The following is a 23,003-nucleotide window of genomic DNA, read 5'->3' on the forward strand; positions in this document are numbered from 1 at the left end:
CTGCCACCAGCTTGCCAGTGCTGGGCCGGATCCCCAAACCCCCGCAAGCGCGGCTTACTCTTCTTCCTCCTCCTCCGGCTCGTCGACAGGGGTGGAGTCGTCGATGAGTTGGTCGTCCTCCAGGACCACGCGGCGTGGCACCGTCGGCAGCACGGCTGGAGGTTCTTCCTCCTCAGGAGGCTCCGGCTCTGGAGCCATCTCCTGGTAGGTGCTAAAGCCTGTGCCTGCCGGGATCAGGCGGCCAATGATGACGTTCTCCTTCAGACCCCGCAGCCAGTCGGATCTGCCCTCGATGGCTGCCTCGGTGAGCACCCGCGTGGTTTCCTGGAAGCTAGCTGCCGAGATGAAGCTGTCGGTATTCAAGCTGGCCTTGGTGATCCCCAGGAGGACAGGTGTGTACTTGGCCGGCGCCCCGCCACTGACGGCTAGGGAGGCATTCTCTTGCTGGATCTGCCGCAGCTCTACCAGCTCACCCGGCAGCAAGACGGTGTCACCGCTGTCGTCCACCCGCACCTTGGAGGTCATCTGGCGTACCACAATCTCAATGTGCTTGTCCGCAATCTCCACACCCTGCGAGCGGTAGACATTCTGGACCTCGTTGACGAGGAAGCGCTGCACCTCCCGTAGGGCTAGCCGCGCCGCTTGGTCGTCTCCCAGGGTCTGGCGGTAGTACTCGAAGTAGATCTCCAAAAGGTCATGGGGGTTGGCAGGGCCGTCAGTCAGGGGATCCCCTACCCCCACCGACTGGCCGTCCACCACCACCAAGCTCTGCCCTGGCAGCACGGCATAGGAAGTAACCGTGCCATCGGCTTCAATGACCTTGAGATCCGGCTCCTCTCCCTGCCAGCTTAGCTGCACGGTGCCGGGTCGCTTGGCCAAGACACACATTTCCTTGGGTTTGCGAGCCTCCAGCAGCTCCTCCACCCGCGGCAGCCCCTGGATGATGTCGCCGGTCTTGGCCCGCTCGAAGATTAGAATGGCTAGGGCATCCCCCCGCTGAACCAGATCTCCATCCCGCACCTGGAGGATGGCACCTGCCGAAACCAGGTAGGGCCGCGCCCGCCGCAGCACCAGGTGATCCTTTGCAATTTGCATCACTTGTCCCGACTCGGGAGCAGGGATCCCCGGCGCCAGTTCTTCTCCAGCTCGCACTAGCGCTCCCACCTCGACGCTGGCTGGCCCGTCTAAGGGTACCGTCAGCAGATCGTCGTCGGTAATCACCAGCACCCGCCGCACCACCTCGGTGCCCTCGCGGATCCCTTGCACAATCCCAGCTTTTTTGGCCTGGATCTCGGTGCGGGCGATAACCCCCCCTCTGCCGACGGTGTCTCCTTGGTTAACCAACAGCCGGGTGTGGGTACTCCCCTGAGCTAGATCTGCCTCTACATCGCGGCGCAGCAGCAAGGTTTCCAGAATCACCAGTTGCAGGCGGCGGATACTGGGATCCTTCTCATCCTGGATGAGCTCAATATCGGCCTTGAGCTGCGGCGCGTCAGTATCGATCTCCAGCACCAGTTGCGTGCGCAGCAATTCCACCGGGCCCACCGACTTAACCCGCTCCCCATCCTTGAAGGGAACCCGCTGGACAGCCCGCAGACGAATGGAGCGACCGGACTCGCTCGTAGACTCCTGCGTGGGCACCACCGGTCGGTCGGGGATTTCATACTCATACACCGGCCGCAGCAGGATGCCGGGTCCTTCGGGAGTTTCCACCTGCTCCAGATAGACCAGTCGGTCAGGGACAATGCTGCTGAGCAGCTTTTGACCCGGCTGGATGAAGGTGCCGGTGGGGATTTCCAGGTCAGCGGGATCCTCCACCAGATGCAGGGATCCAGGCTTGATGACGATCTCCCGGAGGATGTCGTTTTTCTGGATAACCTCGACAACACCGGCATTTTGGCAGAAGATGTCCTTCACTACCTCGGTGCCGGCTTCCACGTACTGGCCATCTTCCACATTGAGGAGGGAGATGTCCTTGTTCACCTCATGGGTCTCCTCCGGGATCCACAGCAGGGTGCCGCCGCGGATGACTTCGTAGCCCTGCTTTGCTCTGCCCCGCCGGGCTACCTCAACGCCAGCAAACTTTGCCAAGCCTCCCGTGGGGCTGCGGAAGTGGTTGTCGATGAGCTCCGCCACCACCTCGTCGTTGCCCACCTTGGTACCTGGTGTAGCCTTGAGAACAAAAGTCTGGCCGCTGGGCGTGTCCAGCAAAAATTGCTCCCGGCCTTGGTGAGATTCCACCCGCACCCGCGCCTCGTGGAGCACCACCGCCGCATTGATGATCTCCACCTCCCGTCCGCCTTTGATGTCGCTGCGCTCTGGCAGGCGCACGATGCCACCGTGCTCGGTGACCAGCGAGGTTTCGGCAATGACATCCCCCGGCTGCACCCGATCCCCGTTCTTTACCACTGGCTCAGCGCCGGGAGGCAGGTTGTACACCTGGCCAGACAGGACCCAGATCAGCCCTTGCCGCTGGGCAGTAGAGGTGGTGTTGCCCTGGCGGTCGGCTTTCTCCTCGATGAGCAGGTCGGTAAAGCGAATTTCCCCTGCCAGATCGGCCACCACTTCCTTCTGGGCTTTCTCGGTGCTCTTGCGCACCGCTTTGGCTACGGCCACTTCCGCAATTAACTGATCCCGCTGCACCAGGGCCCCATCTCGCACCAGCAGGGTGGATCCCTGGGTCAGGTCGAAGACTTCCCGCTGTCCCTCTGGCCCTTCCAGAACGATTTGGTTGTTGACCTCCACCTGGAGGGCATCGTCGCCGTGGCGGGTGCGGAAGGGGCGAGTGCGCAGGTTTTTCGGGAAGCGCACTACCCCGGCAAAGGGGGCGCGGATTTGGCGAGCCACCTCCCCTGTAAACACCCCTCCCGTGTGGAAGGTGCGCATGGTCAACTGCGTGCCCGGCTCTCCAATCGATTGGGCGGCAATGATCCCGACCGCCTCCCCCAGATCCACCAAGCGAGAGTGGGCCAGGCTCCAGCCGTAGCACATGCGGCACACCGAGCGGTTGGCTTCACAGGTAAGGGGAGAACGCACTACCACCTGCTGGATGCCCGCCTCCACAATGGTTTTGGCCAAGTCGTGATCTACCTCTTGGTTGCGGCGGGCCAGGATCTCCTGGGTTTGCGGATGCACTACATCTTGGGCCAGCACCCGCCCTACCAGGCGCTCCTCCAGCGGCACAACGACTTTATCGCCATCCATCAAGGCCTGGAGCAGGATCCCTTGGTCCGTGCCGCAGTCGGCTTCTCGCACAATCACGTCCTGGCAGACATCCACCAGGCGGCGGGTGAGGTAGCCGGAGTCGGCAGTCCGCAGCGCCGTGTCCACCAAGCCCTTGCGCGCGCCGTAGGAGGAGATGATGTATTCGGTCACGGTTAAGCCCTCGCGGAAATTGGCCTTGATGGGCAGGTCGATGATCTCCCCCTGCGGATTGGCCATCAGGCCGCGCATGCCCACCAACTGCCGCACTTGCGAGACGTTCCCCCTTGCCCCCGAGTGGGCCATCATGTAGACGGAGTTGAGGGGATCGTTCTGGCGGAAGTTGTTGAGCATTTCCTCTTTAATTTGCTCATTGACTTGGTTCCAAGTGTCGATGACCTTTTGGTAGCGCTCCACCTCGGTAATCTCGCCGCGGATAAAGCGCTCTGTGGCCGCCTCGATCTCCGCCTCTGCCTGGGCCAAGAGCTGCCGCTTGCTGGGCGGAATGCGCAGGTCTTCAATGCTGATGGAGACGGCAGCTTGGGTGGCGTACCTGAAGCCCAGGGTCTTCAGGGCATCCGCCATCTGCGCTGTGCGGGCAGTGCCGTAGCGGGCAAAAGCCCAGGCAATGAGGTTGTGCAGCTCTTTCTTGCCGATTTGATAGTTGCGAAAGGGAATAGGAGGCGGGGGGGCCTCCGCCTTAGAGCTAGAGGCAGGCTGCCACCGCAGGCTGGGGGAAATTTGTCCTTTTTCGCTCATGGCTATGCCAACAGAATGTCCTGCACCGTCTTGTTGAAGATGATCCGGCCTGGCGTAGTGCGAATGTATTGACTGATAACGTTGCCCTCTTGATCCTCGCGGATGCGGCGGTAGTTGGTGATCTTGAGGCGGGTACCGCCTGGCTCCTCGACAATCTGGGGCTCTGACTCTTTTTCTCCTTTGCCCAACTCCATCGGGCCGCTGTAGCGCACCCAGATTTTGCTGTGCAGGCCAATGATGCCGCGGTCGTAGGCGACAAGAGCATCCTCCAGGCTAGCAAAATAGCGGTCGTTAACCTCGGGTGCCTCGGGGTTGTCCACCGTCAGGTAGTAGCAGCCCAAAACCATGTCTTGGGTAGGGGTAATGATGGGGGCACCGGTGGCTGGGGAGAGGAGGTTGTTGGTGGCCAACATCAGCAGGCGCGCTTCCGCCTGGGCTTCCAAGGACAGAGGCACATGGACAGCCATCTGGTCGCCGTCAAAGTCAGCGTTAAAGGCGGGGCAGACCAAGGGATGGAGCTGAATTGCCCTCCCCTCCACCAGAACCGGCTCAAAGGCTTGGATCCCGAGGCGGTGCAACGTGGGAGCGCGGTTGAGCAAAACTGGGTGGCCGTCGATGACCTCCTCCAGCACGTCCCAAACCTGCGGGTCATTGCTTTGGATGAGCTTTTTGGCGGCTTTGATGTTGTTGACGATATTTCGCTTGATCAACTTATGGATGACGAAGGGCTGAAATAGCTCAATGGCCATCTCTTTGGGCAAGCCGCACTGGTGCATGCGCAGGTTGGGCCCCACCACAATCACCGAGCGCCCTGAATAGTCCACCCGCTTGCCCAGCAGGTTTTGCCGGAAACGGCCCTGTTTGCCCTCGATGATGTCCGACAGGGACTTGAGGGGACGATTGTTGGCTCCCACCACCATGCGCCCGCGCCGCCCATTGTCAATGAGGGCATCTACTGCCTCCTGCAGCATGCGCTTTTCGTTGCGCACAATGATCTCCGGCGCCATGATCTCCTGCAGGCGCGCCAGGCGGTTGTTGCGATTAATCACGCGGCGATAGAGGTCGTTGAGGTCACTGGTGGCAAAACGGCCCCCATCCAACTGCACCATCGGGCGCAGATCGGGGGGGATGACCGGCAGCACCCGCAGCACCATCCACTCAGGCCGAGCTCCCGTGGCAATGAAGTTGTTGATGACCCGCAGCCGCTTGATCAGGCGGGCTCGCTTCTGGCCGCGGGCACTGGCGATTTCCTCGCGCAACTTCTCCGCCTCTTTTTCTAGGTCAATGTCTTTGAGCAGGCGTTCGATGGCCTCGGCCCCAATCATGGCCCAGTTTTCCGGCAGCTGCAGGTTGGATCCCTCCTCGTACATCTGATCTTCGATCTCAAGGTATTGATCCTCCGTCAGCAGCTGCTTGTAGGAGAGGTTGGGGGCATTGCCCGGATCCACCACGACGTAGGCGTTAAAGTACACCACCTGCTCCACGTCGCGCAGCGGCATGTCCAGCAGGGTGGCAATGTAGCTAGGGATCCCTTTCAGATACCAAACGTGGGTAACTGGGGCAGCCAGCTTGATGTAGCCCATGCGATAGCGGCGCACCCGCGACTCCGTCACTTCCACCCCACAGCGTTCGCAAACAATGCCGCGGTGCCGCACGCGCTTGTACTTGCCACAGTGGCACTCCCAGTCCTTAACCGGCCCGAAGATGCGCTCACAGAAGAGACCATCCATCTCCGGCTTGAGGGTGCGGTAGTTGATGGTCTCTGGCTTGGTAACCTCTCCCACGACTTGGCCGTTGGGCAGGGTGCGCTGGCACCACTCCATAATCCGCTGGGGAGAAGCCAACCCAATCTTGATGTAGTCAAAGCGCTGCTCTGGTCTGGCCATAGCCATTTCTCCTGACTTGCTGCCTTAGCACCTAGATAGGAAGGAGAGAGGGATCCTCCCCCCTTTCCTCCCTTAGCTGAAACCTGCCTGGCGCCACCTAAAAATCGTCCTCGTCTTCTTCCTCGTCCCGGCTGCGGCTAGCTACGAAGCCTTCCCTGGCTGCTGGGGAGAGATCCTCAGCCGTAATTGACTGGTAAGTGGGCCGAGAAGGGACATGGCGGGTCGAGACATCGGCCATTAGGTCTACCTCCACATGGTGGGGCTGGCCTTTGCTGTCCACCTCCACCTTGTACACGGAGACGTCCAGGCACAGGGACTGCAGCTCCCGCACCAACACCTTGAAAGATTCCGGCGTGCCTGGCCGAGGAATGGGCTTGCCCTTGACGATGGCGTTGAGGGCCTCGTTGCGCCCCACCATGTCGTCCGACTTGACCGTGAGCAGTTCCTGCAAGATGTAGGCCGCCCCAAACGCCTCCAAAGCCCACACCTCCATCTCCCCAAAGCGCTGGCCACCCTGCTGGGCTTTACCCCCCAGCGGTTGCTGGGTTACCAGCGAGTAGGGGCCGGTGGAGCGGGCGTGGATCTTGTCGTCCACCAAGTGCACGAGCTTCAGCATGTAGGCCCGGCCCACCGTAACCGGCTGGTCGAAGGGCTCGCCTGTGCGGCCGTCAAACACCTGCACCTTGCCGCAGTATTTGCCCTCAGGGTTGAAGATCCAGTCCTTGCCGGTCTTCTCGCGCGCCTCCCGCAACTTGGCTTCCACGGTCAGTCGGGAAGCCTCCAGGCCGTGCATTTCATCGAAGGGCATTAGCTTAAAGCGCACCCCCAAGTGCTCCGCGGCCCAGCCCAGCAGGCACTCGTACACTTGGCCCACGTTCATGCGGGAGGGCACTCCCAGGGGGTTGAGCACCACATCCACCGGCGTGCCATCGGGCAGATAGGGCATGTCCTCAACCGGCAAAATGCGGGAGATGATGCCTTTGTTGCCGTGGCGGCCAGCAATCTTATCTCCCACCTGGATTTTGCGCTTGAGGGCAATGTAGACTCGCACCACCATGTTGGCTCCCGGCGGCAGCTCATCCCCCTGCTCGCGGGTAAAGATGCGCACATCCACCACCCGCCCGCGCTCACCGTTGGGCACGCGCAGGGAGTTGTCCCGCACATCGCGAGCTTTCTCCCCGAAAATGGCCCGCAGCAGCCGCTCTTCCGGAGGCTGATCCGACTCCCCTTTGGGCGTAACCTTGCCCACCAGAATGTCGCCGGCTTCCACCCAAGCCCCAATGCGCACAATGCCGTTTTCGTCCAGGTTGCGCAGGGCATCTTCCCCCACGTTGGGGATCTCGCGGGTAATCTCCTCTGGCCCCAGCTTGGTCTGCCGGGCCTCAATTTCGTATTTCTCGATGTGCACGGAGGTGAAGACATCATCGTAGACCAGCCGCTCGCTGATCAAGATGGCGTCTTCGTAGTTGTAGCCCTCCCAGGGCATGTAGGCCACCAGCACGTTCTGGCCTAAGGCCAGCTCGCCGCCCTCGGTTGCTGGACCGTCAGCCAGCACCTGGCCGGCCACTACCCGATCCCCCGCGTAGACCAGAGGACGCTGGTTGAGGCAGGTGTCTTGGTTGGAGCGCTGATATTTTTGCAGGCGGTAGACAATGGGATCTCCCCCATCCTCGGGCCGCACCACGATTTCATCGGCGGAAACATAGGTCACCACCCCGTTGGTGCGCGACACCACCACCATGCCGGAGTCCCGCGCCGCCTGGGCTTCCAGGCCTGTGCCCACGTAGGGCCGCTCTGGCTTGAGCAGGGGCACCGCCTGGCGCTGCATGTTGGCTCCCATCAAGGCGCGGTTGGCGTCGTCATGCTCCAGGAAGGGGATCAACGAGGTGGCCACCGAGATCACCTGCACCGGCGACACCTGTACGTAGTGCACCTCACTGGGGTGAGCAGTGGTGAATTCTTGGCGGTAGCGCACGGGCACCACCTCGGCAGTGATGCGGCCTTCGGCGTCCACCGGCACGTCCCCTGGCGCCACGCGGTACTCGTCCTCTTCGTCGGCGGTGAGGTAGACCATCCCCAGGTCTTTGCGCACCACGCCATTCTCGACGCGGTAGTAGGGGCTTTCAATAAAGCCGTATTGGTTGACGCGGGCGTGGGTAGCAAGAGACCCAATCAACCCGGCGTTGGGCCCTTCGGGGGTTTCGATGGGACAGATGCGCCCGTAGTGGCTGGGGTGGATGTCCCGCACGGCAAAGCCAGCCCGCTCCCGCGTCAGGCCCCCAGGGCCCAGAGCCGACAGCCGCCGCTTGTGGGTCAGCTCTGCCAGGGGGTTGGTCTGATCCAAGAACTGGGAGAGCTGGCTGGAGCCGAAGAACTCCTTAATAGCTGCCACTAGGGGCTTGGGGTTAACCAGCGAGGCAGGGGTAAGGTTTTCCGACTCGGAAACCGTCATGCGCTCGCGAATAATCCGCTCCAGGCGGTTGAGGCCCACCCGCACCTGGTTTTGCAGCAGCTCGCCCACCGAGCGCACCCGCCGATTGCCCAGGTGGTCAATGTCATCCACCTGGCCAATGTCGTATTCCAAGTTGATGAGGTAGTCGATAACGGCCAGAATGTCGGTAACGGTAAGCACCCGAACATTTTCGGGCACCGTCAGGTTGAGCTTCTTGTTGAGCTTGTAGCGCCCTACCCGCCCCAGGTCGTAGCGCTTGGGATCAAAAAAGCGCGACTCTAGCAGTTGCTGGCCGCCAGAGACCGTAGGAGGCTCCCCGGGCCGCAGCTTGCGGTAGAGCTCCATCAGCGCCTCTTCTTCGCTGTAGTGCCCCTCCTCTTCCATGGTTCTTTGGAAAAATTCGGGGTGGCGCAGGCTGTCGTAGATCTCCGAGTCACTCAGGCCCAAAGCTTTGAGCAAAACTGCTGCCGAGAGCTTGCGGGTTTTGTCGATGCGCACCCACACCAGCCCCTTTTTGTCCGTCTCAAACTTCAGCCAGGCACCACGGTTGGGAATGAGGCTAGCGCTATAGGTGCGGCGGCCACTTTTGTCCAGCTCCGCCTTGTAGTAAACGCCGGGGCTGCGCACAATCTGGTTGACGATCACCCGCTCCGCGCCGTTGATGATGAAGGTGCCTCGATCCGTCATCAAGGGCAGCTCGCCCATGAAGACGTCCATGTCTTTGATTTCGCCCGTCTCCTTGTTGATTAAGCGCGTCGGCACCCGGATTTGGGCTTGATAGGTGGCATCCCGCCGCTTGGCCTCCTCTGGGTCATAGCGCGGCTTGTTGATCTTGTACCCCTTGGAGGGATCCCCAGGCCGGTAGTCTGGCAGAAAGTGCAGCTCCAGCTTGCCGGTGTAATCGACGATGGGAGAAAAACTCAGGAGCTCCTCTTCAAACCCTTCCCGTAAAAACCAGAGGAAACTTTCCCGCTGAATCTCTACCAGGTCAGGTAAGGTAAGAACAGGGGAGGGAACAGCTAACGAGCTCATGCGTTGCTTAGCAGGGCTTGCGCTGCAGTCAGGCCTCCAATTATAGAAGCCCCGCCAACGATCGTCAACGAACTTTACAAGGGTTGGCGGCAACTCCTGCCTTTAGCCTGGGAGCTAGCAAGCTCTGCTTCCTCTCCAACCTGCCTTAAGGATTGTTCACATCCATTCACACTCGGGCGGATTATTCTAAGCTTAAGCCATTGACCGCCAGTCGAGTGCTGCTTAGATAGGGATGGCGGGGGAAAAAGAAGCATCGAGCCCCGGAGAAGGGCGTTTAGCCGCCGCGCTGGGCGGTCTGTGTTGCCTTTGCCGGGTCTGCTGCTGAGGCATCCCTCGCTGCCTCCATGAGCCGGTCAATGGCCGGAGCCAAGCAACTTTTTACAAGGAGGGTTTTGTGAGTAAGGGTTTGCCCAGCCAAGAAAATCAAAACGCTGGCCTGTCAACCCAGTTGCGGGAGGGCACCAAGCAGTCCCACACCATGGCCGAGAATATGACCTTTATCAAATGTTTCCTCAAGGGAGTGGTTGATAGGCGTACCTACAGCCGCTACGTGGGCAATTTCTACTTTGTCTACAGTGCGCTGGAAGAGGGGTTTGCGCGGTTGCGAGAGCACCCGATAGTGGGTCAGCTCTACTACCCCGAATTGTGGCGCAAGGCCAGCCTAGAGAAAGATTTGAACTATTTCATCGGTCCCCATTGGCCCTCTGTGGTCAAGCCCTCTCCCGCTTGCCAAGTCTATGTCAACCGCATTCAAGAAGTGGTGGAAAAAGATCCGGTTCTGCTGATTGCCCACGCCTACACCCGCTACATTGGCGACCTGTCGGGCGGCCAGATCCTGAAAAACATTGCCCGCCGGGCCCTGCGCCTGCCACCGGGGGAAGGCACCGCCTTCTACGACTTTGAACAGATCCCGCACGAGGGCAAGTTTAAGCAGCGCTACCGCGCTCAACTGGATGCGCTGGGGCTGGACCAGGCTACTATCGAGCGCATTGTGGCAGAAGCCAACTACGCCTTCAAGCTCAACATGGACTTGTTTAGAGAGCTGGAGGGCAACTGGCTGCTGTCCATGGCACGCCTAGCCTGGAACTCGCTCCTGGGTCAGTTTCAGCGCAAGCCTGCCCCCTCAGAGGCGGCTGCCCCCAGCTCGTAAGCTAGGGCTATTTCCAAAGTTTCGCCCCTCTCTCCCAGGGAGGGGGGCTGGGGGTGAGGGCTAGTCGCACCCCAGGGTGTCGCGGGTGGCCCGGCCGGTAACCGGGTTAACGCCGCTAGCCCGCTCGCAGAGGATGGCGAGGGCATCCTTGCGGATTAGAGCATTGGTAAAATCTGCTCCCTCGATCTCGACCCCTTCCACCCGCACCAGCCACATCATGCTGTCTTGCAGTTGGGCTTCCCGCAGGTCAGCACCCTGCAAATTGGCCATGTCCAGGGTGGCGCCGCGCAGATCTGCCCCGCGTAGGTTAGCTTTGCTGAGGTTGGCTCCGAAAAAATTGGCTCCTGCCGCCTTCACGTGGCTGAGATTGCTCTGTCGCAGGTTGGCTTTGAGAAATTTCCAGCCGCTCAGGTCTTGTCCGGCAAAGTCTGCCCCCTGCAGCTCCCGCTTGCTGTAGTCTTCCGCCCAGGCCGGGGATCCCAGCAGGAATAACCCCAAGGCCAGCAGAGGGAGAACCGCCAGCACGGCCCGTAAACAGCGGGCCCACCTAGGCCCTCTTTTCTCCGTCGAAGCTGGACCTGTAGCGGACACTGCAGTGGACATGGTGGATCTCTCCCTTCCAGGGCTTTATATCCTATCCTACTGGCTGCGGATCTGGGCTAACTTGGGCTCCTATAGGTCGGCCTCAACTGTCCATGTCCACAACCGAGGTGTTCAATGCCCAGGAGATGGCTAGGCAAATGGCGGCTTTGGCGGCGGCCATTGGCAGGGATCACCCCCACCTGGACAGGCTGGTGTTGATTGGCATCCGCACCCGCGGGGTGCCTCTGGCCTACCGGCTCCGGGATGGCATAGCCGAGCTGTTTGGGATACCGCCCCAGGTAGGGGAGTTGGACATCACCTTCTTCCGCGACGACCTGGGCTCTGGCCGGCTGCGCACTCCCGATCGCAGTGAAATGCCCCGGGATCTCACTGGCCAAGAGGTGGTGCTGGTGGACGACGTTATCTTTCACGGCCGCACTGTTCGGGCGGCTTTGGAGGCCCTGAACCACTTTGGGCGCCCAGAACGGGTGCGCTTGGCCGTGCTGATTGACCGCGGCCATCGGCACTTCCCCATTCAGCCGGATTACTGCGGCCATAGGCTGACCACAACCCCCGAGCAAATAGTCAAGGTGCACCTGCGCGAAACCGACGGCGAGGAGCGGGTGCTGCTGATCGACCCTGATCCTGAGTGAGCTCTCCAGAGTGCGCTAGGGTGGGGATATCGGCTCAAGGTTTTGCGATGTCCCAGTTGCCGGAAAGCCGCCGCTATGCGGTTTTGGGCAGTGGCGCCGTGGGAGGATTCTACGGGGCCAAGCTACAGCAGGCCGGCTTTGAGGTGCATTTCCTGCTCCATAGCGACTACGAGCAGGTGCGCCAGAACGGCTTGTGGGTGGAATCCTGCTGGGGAGACTTTCACCTGCCCCAGGTCAATGCCTACGCCTCCGTGGAGGCAATGCCCCCTTGTGAGGGAGTAATCGTGGCCCTGAAAGCCACCCAAAATCACCTTCTGCCCCGGCTGCTGCCGCCTGTGCTGGCTGAAAAGGGCGTGGTGATCCTGCTGCAAAACGGCTTGGGCGCAGAGCCGGAGATTGCCAACTGCGTCGGCCCTGAGCGCGTCGTGGGGGGCCTCTGTTTCATCAGCTCCAATAAAGTTGGCCCTGGCCACATCCGCCACCTCGACTATGGCTCGGTACTGCTGGCCGAATATGGCCCTGGCTATGCCCCCCAGGGGATCACGCCCCGTCTGCAACAGATCCAGGCCGATTTTCAACGGTCTGGGATCCCTACCTCCCTCTCGCCGGATCTGATGGAAGCCCGCTGGCAGAAGTTGGTCTGGAACATTCCCTTCAATGGCCTCTCGGTTGTTTTCAATGCCGACACCCAGCAGATGATCCGGGATCCGGAAGCCCGCGCCCTGGCAGAAGCCCTGATGCAAGAGGTGGTGGAGGGAGCTGCGGCCTGTGGTCGCCGGCTTCCCCCTTCCCTAATTCCCGAGATGCTGGCTAACACCGAGAAGATGGTCCCCTACCGCACCAGCATGAAGATCGACTACGAGCGCAAGCGTCCCCTGGAGCTGGAGGCTATTTTTGCCAACCCTCTCCGCTATGCCCAGCAGGGTGGAGTCCAAATGCCGCGGGTGGAGATGCTCTACCGGCAGTTGCAGGTGTTGGATCGCCTAAATCGAGGGATCCCTGCTTTTTCCCCCACTTGCGGCTAGACTCAGCCCCAGGGGAGGGCTGAGCTCTTTATGCCCTGGGGATCCACCCACGATCGCCTCATCCTCTGGACAGCTCCCGGCATTACCTTGGCAGCGGCTTTGCTGGGCGACAGTGCCGCTGTGGCTTTGGCGGTGGGGTCGGCCTATCTCTTCAGCGGCCTGATGTTTTCCGGGGATCTGGACACTGACTCTCGCCAGTATCGCCGCTGGCTGTTCCTGCGCTGGATTTGGCTTCCCTACCGCCGCTGGCTGCGGCACCGCTCCTTCTGGTCCCACGGGCCGCTGGTGGGCACTGCTCTGCGGCTGCTCTACCTGGGCTTGTGGGTGACAGGGGTGGGCCTGACCGCCGCCTGGCTGGGATCCCACCTGGGCTGGTGGCCGTGGCAGCCGGGGATCTGGCGGGACAACCTCTGGCAGTGGCTACAAGCCCACGCTGAGACCCTGGGGTGGGTGGGCCTAGGGCTGGAGCTGGGATCCGTTAACCACAGCCTCGGCGATTGCCTGGTCTCCCGCTGGCGCCGTTGGCGCAAAAGATGGCAGGGGGAGGCCAAAGGAGAGCCAGTTTCCCTCAGATCCCGCAAAAAAGCTGCTAGGAGGGGATCCCGGCAGCCGTTGAGGAGCTCATCTCCGCTAAGCTGATCGGGGCAGAAGCCTTTTGGATGGCCCTTGGTGCAGCCGCTGCGTAGCTATCGCCGTCTCTTTCCCTTCATTCGGCCCCATCTGTGGATGTTGCTGCTGGGGCTAGTCTGTACCCTTGGCTTTGTCCTCACCATGCCTGCCCTTGCCTACTTGATCGAGTGGGTGGCTCGCTCCATTGGCGCTGGGGATCTCAGGCAACTGCGGACGTTGGCCTTGATTGGGGTGGTGTTCTTCTTAGTGCGTGGCGCCTTCCAGTACGGCCAGGACACCCTCATGGCCAGGGCCTCCCTGCAGATGGTGTTGGAGCTGCGGCAGCGAGTCTACGCCCACTTGCAAGGATTGGACGTGGACTATTTTTCCGGGAGCCGCACGGGTGACCTTGTCTATCGCCTCACCAGCGACCTGGATCGGGTGGGGGAGGTGGTACAGCGGTTTTTCCACCGCTTTATCCCCAGCGTGCTCACCATCCTGGCCGTGGTGGCCTACTTGTTCTACCTCAACGGCATCCTCACCCTAACCACCCTGGTGATTGCTCCCCTGATGGGCGCCTTGATCAGCTGGTTTGGAGAGCGGCTGCTGCAGCGCTCTCGCCGCAACCAGGAGAGCATGGCCGACCTGTCTTCTCTGTTAACGGAAGTCTTTGCTGCCGTCAGCCTTACCCGCGCCTTTGCTGCCGAGGACTACGAGATCCGCCGCTTCAGCGCCCTGGCCGAAAGCAACCGCCTGGCTCGCTTTCAAACCGAACAGGTCAAAGCCATCCAAGACCCGGTGGTGGGCTTTCTCTACGCCATGAGCGTCCTGGGGGTATTCTGGGTAGGGGGCTGGCAGATTAGCGAGGGCAACCTGACCGGCAGCCAGTTCCTCGGCTTCATTGCGGGGGTGGCTCTGCTCATCGATCCCCTTGTCCACATCACCAATAACTACAGCGACCTAAAGCAAGGGGAGGCTTCCGTGGAGCGGATCTTTGAGCTCCTGGATACCCGACCCCGCGTGCGCGAGCTGCCTGGCGCCCGCCCCCTGCCGCCGATTCAGGGCTGGGTGGAGTTCGATCGGGTCTCCTTTGCCTACAAGCCGGGCCAGCCGGTGCTTAAAGACATCAGCTTCCAGGTGGCCCCCGGCGAGATTGTTGCTCTAGTGGGATCCTCCGGGGCCGGCAAGTCGACTTTGGTGAATTTGATCCCTCGCTTCTACGATCCGCAGCAGGGGTGTATTCGCATCGACGGCATCGATATCCGCACCGTCACCCTCAAAAGTTTGCGTCGCCAAATTGGCATCGTCCCCCAGGAGATTACCCTCTTTTCCGGCACCATTGCCAGCAACATCGCCTATGGCCAGGAGCCCTTTGACCTGGAGGCAGTGCGCCAGGCGGCCCGGGTGGCCAATATTGATAGCTTCATTGAGAGCCTGCCTGAGGGCTACGCCACCCGAATCGGCGAGCGTGGGATCACCCTCTCCGGCGGTCAGCGGCAGCGGCTAGCTATTGCCCGCGCTGTGCTGCTCAACCCCAAGATTCTCATCCTGGACGAGGCGACCTCCGCCTTGGATAACGAGTCGGAAGCCTTGGTGCAGGAGGCCCTGCAGCGGCTCATGCAGCGCTGTACCGTTTTTGTTATTGCCCACCGCCTCTCCACGGTGCGCAGCGCCCATCGCGTTTTTGTCCTCGAAGAGGGGCAACTTCTAGAGCAGGGCAACCCCCGCGAGCTCCTGGTTAAAGGAGGACGCTACGCCCAGCTCCACTGGCGCCAGTTTCAGTAGCTCCTAGAGCCCCCACCGCTGCCGGAAAGGGCAGTAGAACTCTGGGTCTTGGGGTGCACCCCCCGCAACTCCACAGATGGCTGCGGCAAACTCCACTGCCCGCTGCAGCAGTACTGCTTCTGGCCACCTTCGCAGCAGGCCTAGGATGGCCACAGCGCTAAACCCATCCCCTGCCCCTACTGTATCCACCAGCCGTAGCGCTGGCACCGCCTCCGCCCAATACACCCTCTCAGCCGTAAACAAGAACGCGCCTGCCGCCCCCAAAGTTAGGAACAAGCCCTTGAGGCCCAACTGCGCCCGCAAGAGCTGCCCCTGCTCCACCACCTCCCCGCCAGGGATCCCTTCCAGCTGAACCACTTGCTCTAGCTCCGCCTGGTTGAGCTTCAGCCAAGTGCAGGTGCGCAGCATCTCCCGGATGGGGCCTGGGTGCCACCAGGGATCCCGCAAGTTGAGGTCCAAAAACACCGGACAGCCTAAAGCCAGGATGGCCTCCTGGAAATGGCGGTGGGCTGACTCTTGCCGTGCGGCCAGACTACCCCGGTAGAGGAGGCTGGGCTGGAAGGCCCTAAGGACAGCCGGATCCAGCTCGATGAAGTCATAGGCCTGCTCCGGCAGGATGGCAAAGGTTGGGATGCCCTCCCTGTCGAGGGTGACCTGGACTTGACCAGTGGGGTGAGCTGGATCCCGCTGCAGCCCCTCTAGACGTAGCCCCTGCCGCCGCAGCGCCCTCAGCACCTGTTCCGCTGCCTCATCCTGGCCAATGCGGCTAATCAAGAGGGGATCCAACCCCAGTCCCTTGAGGTTCCAGGCCACATTCAAAGCGGCTCCTCCCAGCACCACCCCGTCAGGGAAGCAATCCAGAAGAACCTCTCCCAAGATCAGAGGCGGGCCAAGCGGCGCTTCGAGAAGAGCCATCCTGGTTTCTAGAACGCGGGAACGCCGTGCCGCTCGAGAATTTGCTGATAAGTGTTACTGCGGAACCAGCGCTCAATCTCCCGGGCTCGCAGCACTGGCAACGGATGGGTACGGCCAAGGGTTTGGAGTTGCTTGAGCTCCAGTTGCCAGAGATCGCTATCCAGCTCCTCGTAGGTGCGGGCCTGTTCCAGAAAGGCATCCACGTTGAGCTTGGCGGCCAACTGCGGCGAGCCGCCGCACAGCTTCATCAGCACTGAGATTACGGTTCTGGCGTCCTGGGTAACCAGCAGCGCTGCCCGGTCGCAGGTAAACTCAGCACAGCGCAGCCAGTGCAGCAGTTGATCCTGCAGGGCGCGGTAGAACAGGCCGCCAAAGGGGAGCAAGCTGGTGGAGAGCACGAGAAGGTTGGCCATCGTCAGATAGACGCCGTGGTTGCATTTGAGATGGCCCAGTTCATGGGCAATGACAGCTTGCAGTTCCTTTGGCTCCAGCAAATCCAGCAGGGAGCTGTGCAAGACAATGAAAGGCTTTTTCCCCTGCATGGCAAAAGTGTAGGCGTTGGGCACAGGGTTTTGCCGCACATAGAGCTGGGGCACCTCCAGATCCAAAATGCGGCAGGCTTGAACCAAAAGCTGGTAAACTTCCGGCAACTGCTGCTCGTTGATTTGGATACTGGAGGCAATGTTATCCAGGTAAAACATCTCCCCCGCCGTGGAGCCAAGCAAGTTTTGAATTAGCAGGCCTAGGCCCGGCAGTTGCTGCAGAGAGCGGGTGGCTTGCAGATCCACTGGATGGCGAAACTCGTCGGCCCGCAGGCCCAAGAGGATGCGAGGCTTGCTGGAAGCAGTTGGCATAGAGGGCGTGGAAGACATAGGAGGCTGCAGGAAAACGGTAAGCTTGAGAGGCAAAAAGCAGTAGCGACGCTCCTCCCATTCTGCCTCAACTGGTAGGGGGTAAGGCGGAGCAAGCTATCATGGCTGAGGACAAAGGTGGGAGAAAACCGCGTGGAGGCAAAATCGATCTTGGTGGCGGTTGCCCTGATCCTCTCTTTGGCAAGCTTCTACTTTGGCACCCGCAACGGCTTCTACGACACTGACAAGTATCATGGCAACGGCTCTGCCCACTAGGCGCAAGCACACCGCCCCTCAAGAGGCCGGTAGTGCCGGGGAGGTCTGCGTGCAGCGGTACCTGGAAGAGCAAGGCTGGCAGATCCTGGCCCGGCGGTGGCGTTGTCAGTGGGGGGAGGTGGATCTGGTGGCCTACAAGGCAGGGCTGCTGGTTTTTGTGGAAGTTAAAACCCGCCGCGGCCAGGGCTGGGATCAGGGCGGACTTTTGGCAGTTGGGACCCGGAAACAGCAGTGCTTGATCCGAGCTGCCCAGGCGTTCCTAAGCCAGCATCCCCAGTTAGTGGAAGCAGCCTGCCGCTTCGATGTGGCCCTCGTGGAATATCGGCCTGGTGGTGGCTACGCTTTGGCCGACTATCGGCAGGGAGCTTTTGAGGTGGAGCGGTAGCGCCGCTCATCCAGCCAAGTTTGTAAAATCACGGCCGCCGACTGCTGATCGATTAAACCCTTCTGGGCTTTGGCGGGTATCCCTGCCTGGCGCAGATCCCACTCCGCCTGCACGGTACTTAGGTACTCGTTAACTGTCTCTATGGGTAAATCCACAGCCGCCTGGAGAGCCTGCACAAAGCGCTGCACCTTGCGGGCTTGGGATCCCACCGAGCCATCGGCCAAAAGAGGGATCCCAACCACCACCACGGTGGCCTGGCGGCGGCGAATCCACGCCTGCACTTGAGCGATATCTTCTGCGAGGGAGCGGCGCTGGATCACCCCCAGGCCAGTGGCCAACAGCCCCAGCCCATCGGAGCCGGCGACACCAATGCGGCGATCGCCCACATCCAGCCCCAGCGCCGAAAAGGGCTCCCTTGTGGGAGAATAGTTCAGGCTTGTCGACATGCGGGTCTCCATCTTGGCGACATTGGAACGGCCTCTCCCTGTCTGGAGTCCTCGTTGGGAGTCTTCTCATGAGCAGTGCTACTCTGTCTCTACCTAAGCATGAAGTCAAGGATCTGAGCCTTGCTCCCTTGGGCAAGCAGCGGATTCAGTGGGCGGCGCGGGAGATGCCGGTGCTGGCCCAGATCCGGGAGCGCTTTGCCCAAGAAAAGCCCTTGGCTGGCCTGCGTCTAGTAGCCTGCTGTCATGTCACCACCGAAACTGCCAATCTGGCCTTGACTCTGCAGGCGGGTGGAGCCGAGAGCGTCCTCATTGCCAGCAACCCTCTTTCCACCCAAGACGATGTGGCCGCTAGCCTGGTGGCCGACTACGGCATTTCAGTCTTCGCCATCAAGGGGGAGGATGTGGAAACCTACCGCCGCCATGTCCAGATTGCCCTGGATCACCGCCCCAACCTCATCATCGACGACGGCGGCGATGTAACGGCGGAGCTGGTGCAGCGTCGGCAGGAGCAGCTCTCCGAGCTCATCGGCACCACGGAGGAGACCACCACCGGTTTGGTGCGCCTGCGGGCCATGCTGAAGGCGGGGGTGCTCAGCTTCCCGGTGATGACCGTTAACGACGCTGCAACCAAACACCTGTTTGACAACCGCTACGGCACTGGCCAATCCACCCTAGACGGGGTTCTGCGCTGTACCAACCTTCTCCTGGCCGGGAAGACGGTGGTGGTGGCCGGCTATGGCTGGTGCGGCAGGGGAGTGGCGATGCGAGCCCGAGGCATGGGATCCCAGGTCATCGTGACCGAGGTCAACCCGGTGCGGGCCCTGGAAGCGGTCATGGACGGCTTTCGCGTTCTGCCCATGGCCGAGGCTGCCCCCCTGGGGGATCTGTTCATCACAGTCACGGGCAACAAGCATGTCCTCCGCGGCGAGCACTTCGACGCCATGAAGGATGGGGCAATGGTCTGTAACGCCGGCCACTTCGATATCGAGATTGACCTAGGGGCCCTGCAGGAGCGAGCCGTTTCCCGGCAGACAGTACGCCCCTTCGTGGAAGAGTACCGTCTTCAATCGGGCAAATCGGTATTCGTGCTGGGAGAGGGCCGGCTCATCAACCTAGCTGCTGCCGAAGGCCACCCGGCTAGCGTTATGGACATGAGCTTTGCCAACCAGGCGCTGGCCTGCGAGTACCTGGTGAAAAACCGGGGTCGGCTGGCTCCAGGGCTGCACCCCATCCCTCCTGAGGTGGACGAGGCCATTGCCCGCCTTAAGCTCAAGGCCATGGGGGTCCAGATCGACAGCCTCACCCCGGAGCAGATTGAGTATGGCAACACCTGGACTGTAGGAACCTAAAGTACACGCTGCTGCTAGTGGACTCTTGCCCAGCTTCCCAACTTGAAATGCAGGGGTGCTTCTGATAAGCTCTAGGCGAGGTTCTCCCTGGCTGCAAGTTGGGAGGAGAGGGGGATGGCGGCGCGGGTAGGCATCAATGGTTTTGGCCGCATTGGACGCTTGGTGCTGCGGGCAGCTTGGGGTTGGCCGGAGCTGGAGTTTGCCCACATCAACGAGATCAAGGGCGGGCCTGCTGCCGCAGCTCACTTGCTTAAGTTCGACTCGGTGCAGGGCCGCTGGAACCTCGACATCGAGGGATCCGACCAGAAGTTGCGCATCCAGGACAAAATCCTGACCTTTAGCGAGTGCAAATCTCCTGGCGAAGTGCCCTGGGCTGAGTTGGGGATCGACCTGGTGCTGGAGTGCTCAGGGAAGTTTGTGAAAGCCGCAGGGCTGGAGGCCTACTTCAAGGCCGGGGTGCGCAAGGTCATTGTGGCTGCCCCTGTCGAGGACAAAGAGGCCCTCAACATTGTCATGGGCGTCAACGACCACCTCTACGACCCGTCCCGCCACCACCTGCTCACCGCCGCCTCCTGCACCACCAACTGCTTGGCCCCCCTGGTGAAAGTCATCCACGAGGGGATCGGCATCCTGCACGGGGTGATCACCACCGTCCACGCTGTTACCAACACTCAAACGCTGGTGGATGCTCCCCACAAGGATCTGCGGCGAGCCCGCTCGGCTTTGCTCTCCTTGGTGCCTACCACCACCGGTTCTGCCACAGCCATTGGCCTTATCTACCCCGAGTTAGATGGCAAGCTCAACGGCATTGCGGTGCGCGTGCCCCTGCTGAATGCCTCTTTGACCGACGCCGTGTTTGAGGTGAGGCGGCCTACCACCGTGGAAGAGGTTAATCGTCTTTTAAAAACGGCAGCCGAGGGCGAACTCAAGGGCATCCTAGGCTATGAGGAGTTGCCCTTGGTTTCCGTGGATTTCAAGGGAGATCCCCGCTCCAGCATTGTGGATGCCCTCTCAACCCTGGTGGTGGACGGCACCCAGGTAAAGGTTCTGGCCTGGTACGACAACGAATGGGGCTACGCCAACCGCATGGCGGAATTGGCCCGCAAGGTGGCCCTTAGTCTGTAAGTCCTTTGGAGACCTGCCCATGACTGCTGCCTCAAGCGCCCAAGCTGCTGCTGTGCGCAACTACGCCCTGGTAACCGCTGCCTACTGGGGTTTTACCATCACCGACGGCGCCATCCGCATGTTGGTGCTGCTCCACTTCCACAAGTTGGGCTTCACCCCGATTCAGATTGCCATGCTGTTCCTCTTCTACGAGATCTTCGGGGTGATCACCAACTTCCTGGGCGGCTGGATTGGATCCCTCTTTGGCCTGCGGCTGACCCTCTACGGCGGCATTGCCATTCAGATCTTTGGCCTGGTGATGCTGGGGGTGATCAACCTGCAGTGGCCGGTCTGGGGCCAGGTGGCCTATGTGATGACGGCCCAAGCCCTAGCCGGGATCGCCAAAGATCTCACCAAGATGAGCTCCAAGAGCGCCGTCCGCCTGGTGGTGCCCAGGGAGGCTGAATCCCGCCTCTTCCGCTGGGTGGCCATGCTGACGGGATCCAAAAACGCCCTCAAGGGGGTGGGGTTCTTTGTGGGAGCGGCCCTGCTGCAGATCTTCACCGAGATCTACGGCGATCCCATGGGCTTCCGCATGGCCAACTTCGTGCAGGCGGGGGCGCTGGCGTTGATCTTCTGTTCGGGGGCGCTGCTGCCAGCAGACATGGGCAAGGTTAAGGCGAAGATCCCCTTCAAACGCCTGTTTTCCAAAAGCCGCGAGATCAACCTTCTCTCAGCAGCCCGCTTTTTCCTGTTCGGGTCGCGGGATGTGTGGTTTGTGGTGGCCCTGCCCGTGTTTCTCTACGACAGCCTGGGCTGGACCTTCATACAGGTGGGCAGCTACATGGCCATCTGGGTCATCGGCTATGGGATCATCCAGTTTCTGGCGCCGCAGCTGTTGGGAGGGGGTCGCCCGGGCCGCGCGCCCAAGGCCCGCACTATCCAAATCTGGACGTTTACCTTGACCGCAGTGCCGGCCATCATTGCCACCGCCTTCATGGCCGACCTCCCGCCGGAGTGGGTGGTCACTGGCGGCCTCATCCTCTTTGGGATTGTTTTTGCCTTTAACTCGGCGGTGCACTCTTATCTAGTGCTGGCCTACACCGAAGACGACGAGGTGGCCCTCAATGTGGGCTTCTACTACATGGCCAATTCTGGCGGGCGGCTGCTGGGAACGGTAACTTCGGGGCTTGTCTTCCAGTTCTACGGTTTGGAGGGCTGCCTCTGGTTTTCCACCCTGTTGATTTTGATGGCGGGGCTGTTTTCGCTGAAATTGCCGGATCCCACCAAAACCCCTGTGGAGTGGGTGGTCAAGCCCGGCGACTGAGTGTCACTCCAGCAGGACCAGGTTATCCCGATGGACAGCGGTATCGACTCCCTCGTAGCCCAAGATGTAGGGGATTTCAGCAGTTTTCTTGCCTTTGATCCGCCGCAGTTCCTCGGCGCTGTAGTTGACTAGGCCCCGCCCCACCTCTCGCCCGCTGGGATCGCACAGGCGCACGGCAGCCCCCGCCTCAAAGTCGCCAGAAACGTCGGTAATCCCCGCTGGCAGCAGCGAGCGCCCCTGCTCACAGATTGCCCGCACGGCTCCCTCATCCAAGGTCAGGGATCCCTCGGGGATAAGGCCGTAGGCAATCCACCGCTTGCGGGCGCTAACCGGCTGAGGAGCGGGCTCAAAGCGGGTGCCAATGGGCTCGCCGGCTAAGATGGCTGGGATCTGGTCGGGCCGTTTGCCGTTGGTGATCACGACCGTCACGCCGGCAGCGGTGGCGATTTGAGCCGCAGCGAGCTTGGTTGCCATGCCGCCGGTGCCCCAGCCACTGTTGCCGTGGGCTTCCGCCTTCACCCGCAAAGGCATGCCGTGCTCCACCCGCTCGATGGGCTCGGCGGAGGGATCGCGGTGGGGATCAGCGGAGTAGAGCCTGTCCACATCGGTGAGGAGGATCAGCCACTTGGCCTGCACCATGCTCGCCACCAGGGCAGAGAGGGAGTCGTTGTCGCCAAACTTCAGCTCCTCCACCGCCACCGTGTCGTTTTCGTTGACGATGGGGATAACCCCCATCTGCAGCAGTTGGGTGAAGGTGCGATTGGCATTGACGTAGCGGCTGCGCTCCACGAAGTCGCCTCGGGTGAGCAGCACCTGGGCAATGGGTTGGTTGAGCGCAGAGAAGAGATCGTCGTACAGGCGAATCAGCCGTCCCTGACCCACCGCCGCCACCGCCTGCTTTTCCGCAATTGCCGTCGGCCGTTGGCGCAAGCCCAGGCGGGCACAGCCTATCCCCACCGCCCCGGAGGAGACCAGGATTACCGCATAGCCCTGGTTGCGCAGCCGCGTCAGCACCTCCACCAGGGGCCCCAACACGGAAAGGCGCAGGGAGCCCGTCTGCGGATCCGTCAAGCTGGAGGTGCCGATTTTGACGACAATGGTTCCCTCTGTAGCTGCCATATCGCTAACCCTCCCACCCCACGGCAACCTAGGGCCTGGCTTGCCCGCGGGGTCGCTCCGAGGGAGAATATTATAAGTTCGCCTCCCGCTCTCTTTC

General features: G+C 61.2%; 18 protein-coding genes. 10 read left to right on the forward strand and 8 right to left on the reverse strand.

What is annotated here, in order from left to right:
• Positions 1–54: 54 nt before the first annotated feature.
• The 3 genes from NW807_RS10970 to rpoB form a co-directional block, all read right to left on the reverse strand.
• A complete protein-coding gene (locus NW807_RS10970; RefSeq protein ID WP_414426121.1) occupies positions 55–3,960 on the reverse strand; it encodes a DNA-directed RNA polymerase subunit beta' in 3,906 nt (1,301 codons plus the stop codon).
• 2 nt (positions 3,961–3,962) lie between these two features.
• Positions 3,963–5,846, reverse strand: a complete 1,884-nt coding sequence (locus NW807_RS10975; RefSeq protein ID WP_414426122.1) for a DNA-directed RNA polymerase subunit gamma — start codon at positions 5,844–5,846, stop codon at positions 3,963–3,965.
• A 97-nt stretch (positions 5,847–5,943) separates the two neighbouring features.
• Entirely contained in the window at positions 5,944–9,330 is a 3,387-nt protein-coding gene (rpoB, locus tag NW807_RS10980; RefSeq protein WP_414426123.1) for a DNA-directed RNA polymerase subunit beta, read from the reverse strand.
• A 436-nt stretch (positions 9,331–9,766) separates the two neighbouring features.
• On the opposite strand from rpoB, the gene NW807_RS10985 reads away from it, so the two are divergent.
• A complete protein-coding gene (locus NW807_RS10985; protein WP_414396110.1) occupies positions 9,767–10,480 on the forward strand; it encodes a heme oxygenase (biliverdin-producing) in 714 nt (237 codons plus the stop codon).
• 60 nt (positions 10,481–10,540) lie between these two features.
• On the opposite strand, the gene NW807_RS10990 is transcribed toward NW807_RS10985, so the two are convergent.
• On the reverse strand, positions 10,541–11,083 hold the full coding sequence (locus NW807_RS10990) for a pentapeptide repeat-containing protein (RefSeq protein ID WP_414426124.1): 543 nt from the start codon (positions 11,081–11,083) through the stop codon (positions 10,541–10,543).
• A gap of 92 nt (positions 11,084–11,175) precedes the next feature.
• Between NW807_RS10990 and pyrR the strand changes: the two genes are divergently transcribed.
• From pyrR to NW807_RS11010, 4 genes are read left to right on the forward strand one after another with little or no spacing between them, the layout of a single operon-like run.
• Entirely contained in the window at positions 11,176–11,715 is a 540-nt protein-coding gene (pyrR, locus tag NW807_RS10995; RefSeq protein ID WP_414426125.1) for a bifunctional pyr operon transcriptional regulator/uracil phosphoribosyltransferase PyrR, read from the forward strand.
• A 47-nt stretch (positions 11,716–11,762) separates the two neighbouring features.
• Positions 11,763–12,740 carry a putative 2-dehydropantoate 2-reductase gene (locus NW807_RS11000; protein ID WP_414405162.1) on the forward strand — a complete coding sequence of 326 codons (978 nt, stop codon included), beginning with the start codon at positions 11,763–11,765 and terminating at the stop codon, positions 12,738–12,740.
• A gap of 30 nt (positions 12,741–12,770) precedes the next feature.
• Entirely contained in the window at positions 12,771–13,379 is a 609-nt protein-coding gene (locus tag NW807_RS11005) for a metal-binding protein (RefSeq protein ID WP_414426126.1), read from the forward strand.
• A gap of 30 nt (positions 13,380–13,409) precedes the next feature.
• Positions 13,410–15,134, forward strand: a complete 1,725-nt coding sequence (locus tag NW807_RS11010; protein WP_414426127.1) for an ABC transporter ATP-binding protein — start codon at positions 13,410–13,412, stop codon at positions 15,132–15,134.
• 3 nt (positions 15,135–15,137) lie between these two features.
• Here the strand turns inward: NW807_RS11010 and NW807_RS11015 are convergent, their stop codons facing one another.
• Entirely contained in the window at positions 15,138–16,049 is a 912-nt protein-coding gene (locus tag NW807_RS11015) for a carbohydrate kinase family protein (protein ID WP_414426128.1), read from the reverse strand.
• A gap of 8 nt (positions 16,050–16,057) precedes the next feature.
• Positions 16,058–16,921 carry a M48 family metallopeptidase gene (locus NW807_RS11020; RefSeq protein ID WP_414426129.1) on the reverse strand — a complete coding sequence of 288 codons (864 nt, stop codon included), beginning with the start codon at positions 16,919–16,921 and terminating at the stop codon, positions 16,058–16,060.
• Positions 16,922–17,053: 132 nt separating this feature from the next.
• Between NW807_RS11020 and NW807_RS11025 the strand changes: the two genes are divergently transcribed.
• Positions 17,054–17,176, forward strand: a complete 123-nt coding sequence (locus NW807_RS11025) for a hypothetical protein (RefSeq protein ID WP_414396121.1) — start codon at positions 17,054–17,056, stop codon at positions 17,174–17,176.
• Positions 17,154–17,561 carry a YraN family protein gene (locus NW807_RS11030; RefSeq protein WP_414426130.1) on the forward strand — a complete coding sequence of 136 codons (408 nt, stop codon included), beginning with the start codon at positions 17,154–17,156 and terminating at the stop codon, positions 17,559–17,561. The genes NW807_RS11025 and NW807_RS11030 overlap by 23 nt, the downstream gene beginning before the upstream one ends.
• On the opposite strand, the gene ruvX is transcribed toward NW807_RS11030, so the two are convergent.
• Positions 17,528–18,007, reverse strand: coding sequence for a Holliday junction resolvase RuvX (gene ruvX, locus NW807_RS11035; protein ID WP_414405168.1), 480 nt, complete (start codon positions 18,005–18,007; stop codon positions 17,528–17,530). The two genes, NW807_RS11030 and ruvX, sit on opposite strands and share 34 nt — an antisense overlap.
• 68 nt (positions 18,008–18,075) lie before the next feature.
• Here ruvX and ahcY point away from each other — a divergent pair, with 68 nt between their 5' ends.
• From ahcY to arsJ, 3 genes are all read left to right on the forward strand, one after another.
• Positions 18,076–19,356, forward strand: coding sequence for an adenosylhomocysteinase (gene ahcY / locus NW807_RS11040; protein WP_414395976.1), 1,281 nt, complete (start codon positions 18,076–18,078; stop codon positions 19,354–19,356).
• 114 nt (positions 19,357–19,470) lie between these two features.
• On the forward strand, positions 19,471–20,481 hold the full coding sequence (locus tag NW807_RS11045; protein WP_414426131.1) for an ArsJ-associated glyceraldehyde-3-phosphate dehydrogenase: 1,011 nt from the start codon (positions 19,471–19,473) through the stop codon (positions 20,479–20,481).
• Positions 20,482–20,500: 19 nt separating this feature from the next.
• A complete protein-coding gene (gene arsJ / locus NW807_RS11050) occupies positions 20,501–21,787 on the forward strand; it encodes an organoarsenical effux MFS transporter ArsJ (protein WP_414426132.1) in 1,287 nt (428 codons plus the stop codon).
• Positions 21,788–21,790: 3 nt separating this feature from the next.
• Here the strand turns inward: arsJ and proB are convergent, their stop codons facing one another.
• Positions 21,791–22,906 carry a glutamate 5-kinase gene (gene proB, locus NW807_RS11055; protein WP_414395981.1) on the reverse strand — a complete coding sequence of 372 codons (1,116 nt, stop codon included), beginning with the start codon at positions 22,904–22,906 and terminating at the stop codon, positions 21,791–21,793.
• Between the last annotated feature and the right edge of the window lie 97 nt (positions 22,907–23,003).

Source organism: Synechococcus sp. R70.1 (genome assembly GCF_047461675.1).
Taxonomy (GTDB): Bacteria; Cyanobacteriota; Cyanobacteriia; order Thermostichales; family Thermostichaceae; genus Thermostichus.

Bases quoted from the DNA above. Each gene is read 5' to 3' on its own strand.
- NW807_RS10970 (WP_414426121.1), bottom strand. From the start codon at position 3,960: ATGAGCGAAAAAGGACAAATTTCCCCCAGCCTGCGGTGGCAGCCTGCC.
- NW807_RS10975 (WP_414426122.1), bottom strand. From the start codon at position 5,846: ATGGCCAGACCAGAGCAGCGCTTTGACTACATCAAGATTGGGTTGGCT.
- rpoB (WP_414426123.1), bottom strand. From the start codon at position 9,330: ATGAGCTCGTTAGCTGTTCCCTCCCCTGTTCTTACCTTACCTGACCTG.
- NW807_RS10990 (WP_414426124.1), bottom strand. From the start codon at position 11,083: ATGTCCACTGCAGTGTCCGCTACAGGTCCAGCTTCGACGGAGAAAAGA.
- pyrR (WP_414426125.1), top strand. From the start codon at position 11,176: ATGTCCACAACCGAGGTGTTCAATGCCCAGGAGATGGCTAGGCAAATG.
- NW807_RS11000 (WP_414405162.1), top strand. From the start codon at position 11,763: ATGTCCCAGTTGCCGGAAAGCCGCCGCTATGCGGTTTTGGGCAGTGGC.
- NW807_RS11005 (WP_414426126.1), top strand. From the start codon at position 12,771: ATGCCCTGGGGATCCACCCACGATCGCCTCATCCTCTGGACAGCTCCC.
- NW807_RS11015 (WP_414426128.1), bottom strand. From the start codon at position 16,049: ATGGCTCTTCTCGAAGCGCCGCTTGGCCCGCCTCTGATCTTGGGAGAG.
- NW807_RS11020 (WP_414426129.1), bottom strand. From the start codon at position 16,921: ATGTCTTCCACGCCCTCTATGCCAACTGCTTCCAGCAAGCCTCGCATC.
- NW807_RS11030 (WP_414426130.1), top strand. From the start codon at position 17,154: ATGGCAACGGCTCTGCCCACTAGGCGCAAGCACACCGCCCCTCAAGAG.
- ruvX (WP_414405168.1), bottom strand. From the start codon at position 18,007: ATGTCGACAAGCCTGAACTATTCTCCCACAAGGGAGCCCTTTTCGGCG.
- ahcY (WP_414395976.1), top strand. From the start codon at position 18,076: ATGAGCAGTGCTACTCTGTCTCTACCTAAGCATGAAGTCAAGGATCTG.
- NW807_RS11045 (WP_414426131.1), top strand. From the start codon at position 19,471: ATGGCGGCGCGGGTAGGCATCAATGGTTTTGGCCGCATTGGACGCTTG.
- arsJ (WP_414426132.1), top strand. From the start codon at position 20,501: ATGACTGCTGCCTCAAGCGCCCAAGCTGCTGCTGTGCGCAACTACGCC.
- proB (WP_414395981.1), bottom strand. From the start codon at position 22,906: ATGGCAGCTACAGAGGGAACCATTGTCGTCAAAATCGGCACCTCCAGC.